Annotated in this window: 11 protein-coding genes; 10 read left to right on the top strand and 1 reads right to left on the bottom strand. The window is 72.3% G+C overall.

Features of this window, described 5'->3' with window-relative positions:
• Positions 1-64: 64 nt before the first annotated feature.
• Entirely contained in the window at positions 65-1,303 is a 1,239-nt protein-coding gene (locus ACZ58N_RS14605) for a GNAT family N-acetyltransferase (RefSeq protein WP_471159245.1), read from the bottom strand.
• Between the two features lie 434 nt (positions 1,304-1,737).
• On the opposite strand from ACZ58N_RS14605, the gene ACZ58N_RS14600 reads away from it, so the two are divergent.
• The 10 genes from ACZ58N_RS14600 to hpnE all read left to right on the top strand — a co-directional run bounded on the left by ACZ58N_RS14600 (position 1,738) and on the right by hpnE (position 12,597).
• On the top strand, positions 1,738-3,516 hold the full coding sequence (locus ACZ58N_RS14600) for a DUF5941 domain-containing protein (RefSeq protein ID WP_471159243.1): 1,779 nt from the start codon (positions 1,738-1,740) through the stop codon (positions 3,514-3,516).
• Positions 3,513-4,265: a phosphocholine cytidylyltransferase family protein gene (locus ACZ58N_RS14595; RefSeq protein WP_471158958.1), complete on the top strand. Its 753-nt coding sequence runs from the start codon at positions 3,513-3,515 to the stop codon at positions 4,263-4,265. The genes ACZ58N_RS14600 and ACZ58N_RS14595 overlap by 4 nt, the downstream gene beginning before the upstream one ends.
• Positions 4,253-5,314: an iron-containing alcohol dehydrogenase family protein gene (locus ACZ58N_RS14590; protein WP_471158956.1), complete on the top strand. Its 1,062-nt coding sequence runs from the start codon at positions 4,253-4,255 to the stop codon at positions 5,312-5,314. The genes ACZ58N_RS14595 and ACZ58N_RS14590 overlap by 13 nt, the downstream gene beginning before the upstream one ends.
• Positions 5,292-6,071 (top strand): CDP-alcohol phosphatidyltransferase family protein, encoded by a 780-nt coding sequence (locus tag ACZ58N_RS14585; protein ID WP_471158954.1) that lies wholly within the window; start codon positions 5,292-5,294, stop codon positions 6,069-6,071. Before ACZ58N_RS14590 ends, ACZ58N_RS14585 begins: the two co-directional genes overlap by 23 nt.
• 35 nt (positions 6,072-6,106) lie before the next feature.
• Positions 6,107-6,961 (top strand): glycosyltransferase family 2 protein, encoded by an 855-nt coding sequence (locus tag ACZ58N_RS14580; RefSeq protein ID WP_471159241.1) that lies wholly within the window; start codon positions 6,107-6,109, stop codon positions 6,959-6,961.
• Between the two features lie 96 nt (positions 6,962-7,057).
• Complete coding sequence (locus ACZ58N_RS14575) at positions 7,058-7,987, top strand: ABC transporter permease (protein WP_471158952.1); 930 nt, start codon at positions 7,058-7,060, stop codon at positions 7,985-7,987.
• Complete coding sequence (locus ACZ58N_RS14570) at positions 7,980-8,765, top strand: ABC transporter ATP-binding protein (protein ID WP_471158950.1); 786 nt, start codon at positions 7,980-7,982, stop codon at positions 8,763-8,765. The genes ACZ58N_RS14575 and ACZ58N_RS14570 overlap by 8 nt, the downstream gene beginning before the upstream one ends.
• 409 nt (positions 8,766-9,174) lie before the next feature.
• Positions 9,175-10,107: a squalene synthase HpnC gene (gene hpnC / locus ACZ58N_RS14565; protein WP_471159238.1), complete on the top strand. Its 933-nt coding sequence runs from the start codon at positions 9,175-9,177 to the stop codon at positions 10,105-10,107.
• Positions 10,104-11,066, top strand: a complete 963-nt coding sequence (hpnD, locus tag ACZ58N_RS14560; RefSeq protein WP_471158948.1) for a presqualene diphosphate synthase HpnD — start codon at positions 10,104-10,106, stop codon at positions 11,064-11,066. Before hpnC ends, hpnD begins: the two co-directional genes overlap by 4 nt.
• Positions 11,067-11,205: 139 nt before the next feature.
• Positions 11,206-12,597: a hydroxysqualene dehydroxylase HpnE gene (gene hpnE, locus ACZ58N_RS14555; RefSeq protein ID WP_471158946.1), complete on the top strand. Its 1,392-nt coding sequence runs from the start codon at positions 11,206-11,208 to the stop codon at positions 12,595-12,597.
• The last annotated feature ends 15 nt before the right edge of the window (positions 12,598-12,612 follow it).

Here is a 12,612-nt window from a genome sequence, read left to right as displayed (position 1 = left end):
TGTCCGCCCCCCATCGCGTGATAGGTGAGGGGGGGCGGAGCATCAGCTCGTCACGCGCGGCGGATCAGACGCCGAACGGGGCGGGATAGCGGATGGTGCCGGCCGGGACCGGGACGCCGTCGTCCAGCACGAGCGCCATCATGGCCTCGTCCGGCACGTCGAAGGGCGCCCGGATCCCGAACCGCGACGCCGGCACGAAGCCGAATCGCGCGTAGTACTCGGGATGCCCGAGGACTAGGACCAACGCCTCCCCCCGCTCCCGGGCCGCCGCGAGCAAGGCCCGGACGACGCTGCTCCCGGCCCCCGAACGCTGCACCGCGGGATCGGCCGAGACCGGGGCGAGCGCGAGCGCCGGCACGCCGTCCACCTGGCAGCGGGTCAGCAGGGCGTGCGCCGCCACCGCCCCGTCGGGTGCCTCGGCGACGTACGAGAGCCCCGGCAGCCAGGACCCGTCGGCGCGCAGCGCGTCCACGAGGTCCGCCTCCGAGGGGCCCTCGAAGGCGGCCAGGTTGACGGCGCGTACGGCGGCCACGTCGGCCGGGGTCTCCGGCCGGGCCGGCCACCGCCCGTCGCCGCCGGCGGTCAGTGCCCGCAGGACGTAACCCGTGTACCCGTACTCGTGCCCGTGCCGCTCCCGTACGTCGAGTTCCTCGCGCACGGCGGCCAGCGCCACCCGCGCCGCGGCGGTCGTGGCCTCGGTGGTCCGCACGTGTTCGCCGAGCGGGCCGTAGTACTCGGCCCAGTCGGAGTCCGGTTGGGGGTGGACGCCCAGCACGCGGTACCCGGCCGCCTGGGCGGCGGCGAGGTTCCGGGCGGGGAGGCGCAGCGGGTACTGCGGGTCCCAGAAGGCCCGCGCCCCGGCGGACGGTCGCGCCGCGGTCCACTCGCACTCGCTCAGCACGAGAGTGCCGCCGGGTGCGAGCAGTCGCTTCCACAGCGCGAGTGCCCGGTCGAAGCCGATGACGTAGGCGGAACCCTCCGCCCACACGAGGTCGAACGAGCCGTCCTCGTAGGGGAGTGCGCCCATGTCGGCCTTGACGGCCCGGACGCGGTCGCCGAGTCCGCGGGCCGCGGCGGCGGTGCGGAGCTCGTCGAGGAACGGTTCGTGCAGATCGACGGCGGTCACCTCGGCGAGGCCCGCGCCGCCCGCTTCGGCGGCGAGCAGCAGGGCGCTGCGGCCGGGGCCGCAGCCGATGTCGAGGACGCGCGGCCGCTCGGGCAGCGGTCCGCACAGGGACAGCAACCGGCGGGTGGACGCGTCGGAGCCCGGGGACTGCCGGGGCAGACCGCGGTGCAACTCCATGAAGGCCGCGAAGACGGCCTCGTCGGAGGCGCCCGAAGGGACGGCGGGATCGGAGGCCGAGGAGGCCTCGGAAGAGGAACGGGTGTTACTGGTGTGGTCGGTCAACGTGAACCCTTGAAAAGGGGCTCCGGCCGACGGGGTCGATCGGTGCGATCAGACCCGGCCGGACGCCCGGAAGGAAGAGGGGATGTCCCGGAGTTCGCCGCGCATGGCTGCGACCACTACGACGGTCATCAACCCCACCTCTTTCCCGCTCGTGTGCCGACCAGATGTCCACGGACGCGTTTACACAAGTCGAACGCGTCTTCGTCCACCGTAACATCCGGCCGTAAACAGCTGATGAATGCCGGCTTCCATTCATCCGATAGCCTCTGCCGACGTGCCGCCGCCCCTCGCGGCGGCCGTCCCGTACGCGCTGCAAGGAGTGAGTTCGTCTGCCGACCGTCATCCTCACCGGCCCGCCGGTACCCGGATCGCCGCTTGCGGACGAGCTGCTGTCGCTCGGCTTCGACGTCCGCCCGGTCACCGGTCCCGAAGACGCCGCCGCGGCCCTGGCCGACGTACCGGCCGACCAGCGCGTGGCCGTCGTCGACAGCGCCTTCGTCGGGCACGTCCACGCCCTGCGCCTCGCACTGACCGACCCGCGCTTCGACGCCTGCGCGGTGACCGGCGCGCTCGCCGTGCGCGGCGCAGCCCGGGCAGCCCTCGACGAGGCCGTGGCCCTCGCGCCCGAGGCGCTGGGCACCGGGTCCTACCCCGACCGGCTCGCCGTCGCCGTCGAAGGCTCCGGCACCACGGTCCAGCGACCCGAACTCGGCACGCTCGTCGCCGCCGTCCCCGCCGGGGACGCGGAGCGAGCGAGCGCCACCGCGGCGGTCGCGGCCGTGGACGACGAGGCCGTCCGGTTGCGGACCGCCGTCAAGTCCCGCGACGGCTTCTTCACCACCTTCTTCATCAGCCCCTACTCGCGCTACATCGCCCGCTGGTGCGCGCGCCGCGGCCTCACCCCGAACCAGGTCACCACGGCCTCGCTGATCACCGCGCTGATCGCGGCGGGCTGCGCCGCGACCGGCGACCGCTGGGGCTACGTCGCGGCAGGTGTGCTGCTGCTCGTCTCCTTCGTCCTGGACTGCACCGACGGGCAGCTCGCCCGCTACTCGCTCCAGTACTCGACGATGGGCGCCTGGCTCGACGCGACCTTCGACCGCGCGAAGGAGTACGCCTTCTACGCGGGCCTCGCGCTCGGAGCGGCCAGGAACGGCGACGACGTCTGGGGCCTGGCCCTCGGTGCGATGGTCCTCATGACCTGCCGGCACGTCGTCGACTTCTCCTTCAACGAGGCGAACCACGACGCGACCGCCAACACGAGCCCCACCGCGGCCCTCTCCGGCCGGCTCGACAGCGTCGGCTGGACCGTCTGGGTCCGGCGGATGATCATCCTGCCGATCGGTGAGCGCTGGGCGATGATCGCGGTCCTGACCGCCGTCACCACCCCACGGATCGTCTTCTACGCGCTGCTCATCGGCTGCGCCTTCGGAGCCCTCTACACGACCGCCGGGCGGGTCCTGCGCTCCCTGACCCGCAAGGCGACCCGCACCGACCGGGCGGCGCGGGCCCTCGCGGACCTCGCCGACTCCGCGGTGCTCGCCTGGACCCGCGGCCCCAGGGGTCGGCGGCCCGACCGCGCCGCGGTGTGGTTGGCCGGCCTCGTGTCCCTGCTCATGGCCGGCGGCGCCGTCACCCGCGATTTCGGTGACCCGTGGTTGATCGGGACCGCGGCCCTCTACGTCCTCCTCGCCGGCGCGGCGGTGGAGCGGCCCCTGAAGGGCCCCCTCGACTGGCTGATCCCGCCGTTCTTCCGGTTCGCCGAGTACGTGACGGTGCTCGCCCTCGCCTGGAAGGCGGACGTCCCCGGGGCCCTTCCCGCCGCATTCGGACTGGTCGCGGCGGTCGCCTACCATCACTACGACACGGTCTACCGCATCCGCGGCGGCTCGGGCGCGCCCCCGTACTGGCTGGTGCGGACGACCGGCGGCCACGAGGGCCGGGTCCTGCTGACCGTGGTCCTGGCCACCGTCCTCGCCCGTGACGCGTTCCCCGTCGCGCTCACGGCCATGGCCGTGTTCGTGGCACTGGTGGTGCTCGTGGAGAGCATCCGCTTCTGGGTCTCCTCCGGAGCACCCGCCGTACATGACGAAGGAGAACCAGCATGATCGGCCTTGTACTCGCTGCCGGTGCCGGACGCCGTCTGCGTCCCTACACCGACACCCTGCCCAAGGCCCTCGTGCCCGTCGGCCCCGAGGGTCAGGAGGAGAGCCTGACGGTCCTCGACCTGACGCTCGGCAACTTCGCCGAGGTCGGCCTGACCGAGGTCGCGATCGTCGTCGGCTACCGCAAGGAGGCCGTGTACGAGCGCCGCGAGGCGCTGGAGGCCAAGTACGGCGTCAAGATCACGCTGATCGACAACGACAAGGCCGAGGAGTGGAACAACGCCTACTCCCTGTGGTGCGCACGTGACGTCATCAAGCAGGGCGTGATCCTCGCCAACGGTGACACCGTCCACCCCGTGTCGGTCGAGAAGACCCTGCTCGCCGCCCGCGGCGAGGGCCGGAGGATCATCCTCGCCCTCGACACGGTCAAGAGCCTGGCCGACGAGGAGATGAAGGTCGTCACCGCCGAGGGCGAGGGCGTGCGGAAGATCACGAAGCTGATGGACCCCGCCGACGCGACGGGCGAGTACATCGGCGTCACGCTGATCGAGCCGGAGGCCGCCGAGCAGCTGGCCGAGGCGCTGAGGACCACCTTCGAGCGCGACCCCGACCTCTACTACGAGGACGGCTACCAGCAGCTCGTGAACGACGGATTCACCATCGACGTCGCTCCCATCGGTGACGTCAAGTGGGTCGAGATCGACAACCACGACGACCTCGCCAAGGGCCGGACGATCGCATGCCAGTACTGACGCGGCTGATCCCCTCGCCCGTTGTCGTCGACATCAGCCGAGGGGCGATGGACGACCTGGCCGGCCTCCTCGCCGACCAGCGCATCTCCGCGTCCGGCAAACTCGCCATCGCGATCAGCGGGGGCTCCGGTCAGGCGCTGCGCGCCAAGCTGGAGCCCGTCCTGCCGCACGCCGACTGGTACCCGGTCGTCGACGGCACCATCGACTCCGCGGTCAAACTGGCCGACGACATAAAGGGCCGCCGCTACGACGCCGTCGTGGGCCTCGGCGGCGGCAAGATCATCGACGTGGCGAAGTACGCCGCCGCGCGGGTCGGCCTGCCCATGGTGGCCGTCGCCACCAACCTGTCGCACGACGGGATCTGCTCCCCGGTGTCCATCCTGGACAACGACAACGGACGCGGCTCCTACGGGGTGCCCACCCCGATCGCGATGGTCATCGACCTCGACGTGATCAAGGACGCCCCGGTGCGGTTCATCCGCGCGGGCATCGGCGACGCGATCTCCAACATCTCGGCCATCGCCGACTGGGAGCTCTCGCACGCGATCACCGGCGAGGCCGTCGACGGCCTCGCGGCCGCGATGGCCCGCACCGCCGGCGAGTCCGTCCTCCGCCACCCCGGCGGCTGCGGCGACGACGAGTTCCTCACCGTGCTCTCCGAGGCCCTCGTACTGTCCGGCATCGCCATGTCGATCAGCGGCGACAGCAGGCCCTCCTCCGGCGCCTGCCACGAGATCAGCCACGCCTTCGACCTGCTCTACCCGGGCCGCTCCGCGCTGCACGGCGAGCAGGTCGGCATCGGCGCCGCCTTCGCCATGCACCTGCGGGGGGCCGCCGAGAAGACCGGACTGTTCGTCGAGGTCCTGCGCGGCCACGGACTGCCCGTGCTGCCCGAGGAGATCGGGTTCAGCGTCGAGGAGTTCGTCGCGGCCGTCGAGTACGCCCCCCAGACCCGTCCGGGACGCTTCACCATCCTGGAACACCTCAACCTGTCCGCCGCCGAGATCAGGGACGCTTACTCCGACTATGCCAAGACCATCCGTAGCTGAACTCCGGCCCGTCGTTCACCCGGCGGGCGTGAAGGACCGGCGCAGCGGGGAGCACTGGGGCGGCCGCCTGTACATGCGCGAGATCTCCCTGCGCATCACCCGCCTGCTCGTCACCACCAAGGTCACGCCGAACCAGCTGACCTACGTGATGACCGTGGCCGGCGCCCTCGCCGCCCCGGCCCTGCTGGTGCCCGGCGTGTGGGGCGCCGTCCTCGGCGTGGTCATGGTCCAGCTGTACCTGCTGCTCGACTGCGTCGACGGCGAGGTCGCCCGCTGGAAGAAGCAGTACTCGCTGACCGGGGTGTACCTCGACCGGGTCGCCGCCTACCTGTGCGACGCGGCGGTCCTGGTCGGTTTCGGCCTGCGCGCCTCCGACCTGTGGGGCACCGGCCGCATCGACTGGCTGTGGGCCTTCCTGGGCACCCTCGCGGCGCTCGGCGCGATCCTGATCAAGGCCGAGACCGACCTGGTCGGCGTCGCCCGCCACCAGGTGGGCAAGCCGCCCGTCCAGGAGTCCGCCTCCGAGCCGCGTTCCTCCGGCATGGCCCTGGCCCGCCGGGCCGCGGCCGCGCTGAAGTTCCACCGCCTGGTCCTGGGCATCGAGGCCTCTCTGCTGATCCTGCTGCTGGCCGTGCTCGACCAGGTCCGGGGCGACCTGTTCTTCACCCGGCTCGGTGTCGCCGTCCTCGCCGGCATCGCCCTGCTGCAGACCGTGCTGCACCTGGTCTCCGTCCTCGCGTCGAGCAGGCTCCGGTGAGCGCCCCGCTGCGCGTCGGCGCGGTCGTCATCACCATGGGCAACCGCCCCGACGACCTCAAGGCCCTGATCGAGTCGGTCGCCCGGCAGGACGGCGACCCGGTCGAGGTCGTCGTCGTCGGGCAGGGCGTGGCCCTCACCGCGGAGACGGGCGTCCCCGAGGGCGTCCGCACCGTCGAGCTGCCCGAGAACCTGGGCATCCCCGGCGGCCGCAACGCGGGCATCGAGGCCTTCGGCCCCGCCGGCCGCGACGTCGACGTCCTGCTCTTCCTGGACGACGACGGGCTGCTGGAGCGCACCGACACCGCCGAGCTGTGCCGTCAGGCCTTCACCGAGGACCCCCGGCTCGGCATCGTCAGCTTCCGCATCGCCGACCCCGACACCGGCGCCACCCAGCGTCGGCACGTGCCCCGGCTGCGCGCCTCGGACCCGATGCGCTCCTCCCGCGTCACCACCTTCCTCGGCGGCGCGAACGCCGTCCGTACGAAGGTGTTCGCGCAGGTCGGAACCCTGCCGGGGGAGTTCTTCTACGCCCACGAGGAAACCGACCTGGCCTGGCGGGCCCTCGACGCCGGGTGGTCGATCGACTACCGGGCGGACATGGTTCTGCTGCACCCGACGACGGCCCCCTCCCGGCACGCGGTCTATCACCGTATGGTGGCCCGTAACCGGGTGTGGCTCGCCCGCCGGAACCTGCCGGCCCCGCTGGTCCCGGTCTACCTGGGCGTATGGCTCGCGCTGACGCTGGTGCGCAAGCCGTCGGCGCCCGCCCTCAAGGCCTGGTTCGGCGGCTTCAAGGAGGGCTGGACCACCCCCTGCGGTCCCAGACGTCCGATGAAGTGGCGTACCGTGTGGCGGCTGACCCGGCTCGGCCGACCGCCTGTCATCTGACAAGCCCGTGTCTGCGACGATGGGCCCGGTTCACGGGTCCTTCGTTCCAGCCCGATGCCCCTTCTGCCGCATCTTGAAGACGGAAAGTTTCGACTTGTGAGTGACACAACCCACGACGGCGCCATCGCCACGAGCAGGCCGGTGTCCGAAGACGCGGGACTGAGCCCCGAGGCGCTCGCCAGGAAGTACGGCCTGTCCGTGAGCGGGGCCCGTCCCCCTCTGGGCGCGTACGTCCGCGAGCTCTGGGGTCGGCGCCACTTCATCATGGCGTTCTCCCGGGCCAGGCTGGTCGCCCAGTACAGCCAGGCGAAGCTCGGCCAGGTCTGGCAGGTGGCGACCCCACTGCTGAACGCGGCCGTCTACTGGCTGATCTTCGGTCTGATCCTCGGCGCGGGCAAGGAGATGCCCAAGGGCGTCTACGTCCCGTTCCTGATGATGGGCATCTTCGTCTTCACCTTCACGCAGAGCTCGGTGATGGCGGGCGTGCGGGCGATCTCCGGCAACCTCGGCCTGGTGCGCGCCCTGCACTTCCCCCGGGCCGCGCTGCCGGTGTCCTTCTCGTTGCAGCAGCTCCAGCAGTTGCTGTACTCGATGGTGGTCGTCTTCGTGATCGCCGTGAGCTTCGGCAACTACCCGCGCCTCTCCTGGCTGCTGGTGATCCCGACGCTGGCGCTGCAGTTCGTCTTCAACACCGGCCTCGCCATGATCTTCGCGCGGATGGGCTCGAAGACCCCCGACCTCGCGCAGCTGATGCCGTTCGTGATGCGCACCTGGATGTACGCCTCGGGCGTGATGTTCCCGATCGGCATCTACCTCAAGGACCAGCCGCAGTGGATCAGCGACGTGCTGCTGTGGAACCCGGTCGCGATCTACATGGACCTCATCCGGTTCGCGCTGATCGACGACTACGGCGCGAGCAACCTGCCCCCGCACGTCTGGCTCTTCGCCGTGGGCTGGGCCGTGGTGATCGGCCTCGGCGGCTTCGTGTACTTCTGGAAGGCAGAGGAGCGTTACGGCCGTGGCTGAAAAGACCGACGGGCACGTCCCGACAGTGATCGCGGACGACGTCCACATCGTCTACCGGGTCAACACCGGCGGCGCCGGCAAGGGCGCGGCCACCGCCGCGCTCAGCAAGATCGTCCGACGGCGCAAGGGCGAGGCCCCCGGTGTGCGCCGGGTGCACGCGGTGCGCGGGGTCTCCTTCACCGCCTACCGCGGCGAGGCCATCGGCCTGATCGGCTCGAACGGCTCCGGCAAGTCCACCCTGCTCCGCGCCATCGCCGGGCTGCTGCCCTGCGAGTCCGGCAAGGTCTACACGGACGGCCAGCCGTCCCTGCTCGGCGTCAACGCCGCGCTGATGAACGACCTGACGGGCGAGCGCAACGTCGTTCTCGGCGGCCTCGCGATGGGCATGACCCGCGAGCAGATCAAGGAACGCTACGAGGACATCGTCGACTTCTCGGGGATCAACGAGAAGGGGGACTTCATCTCCCTTCCGATGCGCACCTACTCCTCGGGAATGGCGGCGCGCCTGCGCTTCTCGATCGCGGCCGCCAAGGACCACGACGTCCTGATGATCGACGAGGCGCTCGCCACCGGCGACCGGAAGTTCCAGGTCCGCTCCGAGGCGCGCATCCGTGAACTGCGGGAGAAGGCCGGCACGGTCTTCCTCGTGAGCCACAACAACAAGTCCATCCGCGACACCTGTAGCCGGGTGCTGTGGCTGGAGAAGGGCGAACTCCTGATGGACGGGCCCACCGAGGAAGTCGTCGCGGCGTACGAAAAGGCCACCGGCAGCCACTGACCGACCGGATCCTCGCAGGTTTCGGGCCCCTGCCGCTCCGTGCGGCGGGGGCCTCGCCGTGCGGGCGGCGCCGGGGCGCCGCCGGGAGCGGGGCGTATGCGGGACGCGGGCCGCGACGGAATTCGGGGCGGGGCGACATTCCCCGGTCCGGTGAATACCCGATAGGCCCTCGCGACGTTGTACAGCGTAAGCTGGACCAGTTCTCAATCGCGCCAAGAGGGGACGATTCCCCGCAGCCGAAACTCCCCGGGTACCCCGGGTAAACTCCGGCGGCGTGTCCGAAATAGGATGACTTGGGTCGGCAGTGTAGAACGGGAGATGTGACGGCAATGGCTACGGGAATTCTCCGGCCCCCAGGCACAGTGGCCGTCCCCGCCCCGGGCGGCGGGCGGTGACCCCCGGGCACGGCATCCGGCCCGGTGGCCCCGGAGCCCCCGACGGGACCCTCGACCCGCACGCGCGCGCGACCCTCGGCAAGGCGGCGGCGGAGAACTTCCCCGTCGCCCCCGCGTTCCTGCCGCGCGCCTGGCGCGACGGCCTGACGGCGGTCTACGGGTACGCGCGTCTCGTCGACGACATCGGTGACGGGGACCTCGCCCCGGGCGGCCGGGACGCCGTCCTCCTGGGCCTCGACCCGGCGGCCGCGGACGACCGCACCGCCTTGCTCGACGCCCTCGAAGTCGACCTCCTGCGCGTCTTCGGCGGCACCGACGGCCCCCCGCGCCACCCCCTCCTCGCGGCGCTCCCGCCCGTCGTGCGCGCCCACGGCCTCACCCCGGAGCCGTTCCTCGGTCTCATCGAGGCCAACCGCCAGGACCAGCGGGTCGCGCGCTACGAGACGTACGCGGACCTCCTGGCCTACTGCGAGCTCTCCGCGAACCCCGTCGGTCGCCTCGTCCTCTCCCTCACCGGCACGAGCACCCCCGAGCGCGTCCGCCTCTCCGACGCCGTGTGCACCGGCCTGCAGATCGTCGAGCACCTCCAGGACGTCCCCGAGGACCTCGGCCGCGACCGCGTGTACCTCCCCGCGCAGGACATGCGCCGCTTCCACGTCACCGAGGCCGACCTCAAAGCGCCGTCCGCCGGCGCGTCCGTCCGGGCCCTCATCGCCTTCGAGGCCGACCGCGCACGCGGACTCCTGGACGAGGGCCTCCCGCTCGTGGGCAGCGTCCACGGCCGGCTCCGGCTGCTGCTCGCGGGCTTCGTCGGAGGAGGGCGCGCCGCCCTGAGAGCGGTCTCGGACGCCGGGTTCGACGTACTTCCCGGACCGCCCAAGCCCACCCGGAGCGGCCTGCTCCGCGAGGTGGCCGCCGTCCTGCGCACAGCGCCGAGAAAGGGGTGAGCCCCAACGTGGAGGGCCCCACACACGCGTCCGTACCGTCCGCACCCGTCATCGCGGCCTACAGCTACTGCGAGGCCGTGACCGGGACGCAGGCACGCAACTTCGCCTACGGCATCCGCCTGCTGCCCACCGACAAGCGGCAGGCCATGTCCGCGCTGTACGCCTTCTCCCGGCGCGTCGACGACATCGGCGACGGCACGCTCCCGCCCGAGGCGAAGCTCGCCCGGCTGGAGGAGACCCGCGCGCTCCTCGGCCGCGTCCGCTCCGGCGGGATCGACGAGGACGACACCGACCCGGTCGCCGTCGCCCTCGCGCACGCCGCGCGCCGCTTCCCGATCCCGCTCGGCGGACTCGACGAACTCATCGACGGGGTCCTGATGGACGTCCGCGGTCAGGAGTACGAGACCTGGGACGACCTGAAGGTCTACTGCCGCTGCGTCGCCGGCGCCATCGGGCGGCTCTCCCTCGGCGTGTTCGGCACCGTGCGCACCACCGGCCCCGACGCGGCCCGCGCCGACGAGTACGCCGACGTCCTCGGCCTCGCCCTGCAACTCACCAACATCCTGCGCGACGTCCGCGAGGACGCCGCGAACGGGCGCACCTACCTGCCCGCCGAGGACCTCGCCAAGTTCGGCTGCTCCGAAGGCTTCGGCAGCGACCGGGCCCCCGCCGGCTCCGACTTCGCCGGACTCGTCCACCACGAAGTCCGGCGCGCCCGCGCCCTGTTCGTCGAGGGCTACCGGCTGCTGCCGCTCCTCGACCGGCGCAGCGGCGCCTGCGTGGCCGCCATGGCCGGGATCTACCGCCGCCTCCTCGACCGCATCGAGCGCGAGCCCGAGGCGGTCCTGCGCGGCCGCGTCTCGCTGCCGACCCACGAGAAGGCGTACGTCGCCGTGCGCGGTCTGTCGGGCCTCGACGCGCGCACCATCTCCCGCCAGAGCACGCGGAGGCGGATCTGATGCACCGCACCACGGACCCCGGCGCCGCCGGCGACCGCGCAACCCCCCGGGCCGCCGTCGCGTCCTACCCGTCGGGCTCCGCCGGACGGGCCCCCGCGCCGGCGCGCCCGGCAGGGCACCGCATCGCGGGGGAGAGGTCATGAGCGGCAGCGACCGGCACGGCGACGACCGCGCCGTCGTCGTGGGCGGCGGCCTCGCCGGGGTCACCGCCGCCCTCGAACTCGCCGACGCCGGACTGCGGGTCACCCTGCTCGAAGGGCGCCCGCGACTCGGCGGCCTCGCCTTCTCCTTCAAACGCGGCGACCTGACCGTCGACAACGGCCAACACGTCTACCTGCGCTGCTGCACCGCCTACCGGTGGTTCCTCGACCGCGTCGACGGCGCCGACCTGGCACCGCTCCAGAACCGGCTCGACGTCCCCGTCCTCGACGTCGCCCACCCGCGCGGCCCCCGCCTCGGCCGGCTGCGCCGCAGCGCCCTGCCCGTACCCCTCCACCTGGCCGGGGCACTGGCCCGCTACCCGCACCTCTCCCTCGCCGAGCGGGCCTCCGTCGGGCGCGCCGCCCTCGCGCTGCGCCGGCTCGACCCCGCCGACCCGGCCCTCGACGGCCTCGACTTCGCCACCTGGCTCCGCCGCCACGGCCAGTCCCCGCGCACCATCGAGGCGTTGTGGGACCTCGTCGGCATCGCCACGCTCAACGCCACCGCCGAACAGTCCTCGCTCGGCCTGGCCGCCATGGTCTTCAAGACCGGGCTGCTCTCCGAGAACGGCGCCGCCGACATCGGCTGGGCCAAGGTCCCGCTCGGTGACCTCCACGACACGCTCGCCCGCAAGGCGCTCGACAGGGCCGGCGTGACGACCGGACTGCGCACCCGCGTCACGGCCCTCTCCCGTACCGCGGAGGGAGCCTGGCGGGTCGACACCGAGGACGGGACCTTCGACGCGGGCACCGTCGTCCTCGCCGTCCCCCAGCGCGAGGCGCACGCCCTGCTGCCCGCGGGGGCCCTGCCCGACCCGGACAAGCTCCTCGACATCGGCACCGCGCCCATCCTCAACGTCCACGTCGTCTACGACCGCAAGGTGCTCAAGCAGCCCTTCTTCGCCGCCCTCGGCTCGCCCGTCCAGTGGGTCTTCGACCGCACCGACGCCTCCGGCCTCACCGACGGCGGCCAGTACCTGGCCCTGTCCCAGTCGGTCGCCCAGGACGACATCGAGGAGCCCGTCTCGGTCCTGCGCGCCAAGTACCTGCCGGAGCTGGAACGGCTGTTGCCCGCCGCGCGCGGATCGAAGGTACGGGACTTCTTCGTCACCCGGGAACGGACCGCGACCTTCGCCCCCACGCCAGGGGTCGGCCGACTGCGCCCCGGCCCCCGGACCGACACGCCGGGACTCCACCTCGCCGGAGCGTGGACCGCGACCGGTTGGCCCGCGACCATGGAGGGCGCGGTGCGCAGCGGCCTCGGCGCGGCACACACCGCACTCGCCGCGCTCGGGCGTCCCGGCGAACACCCGCTGCAGGAGGCGGTATGACGACCGGCACCAGCA

Source organism: Streptomyces sp. NPDC040432 (genome assembly GCF_055595445.1).
This window is presented reverse-complemented; position numbering and strand designations above follow the sequence as displayed.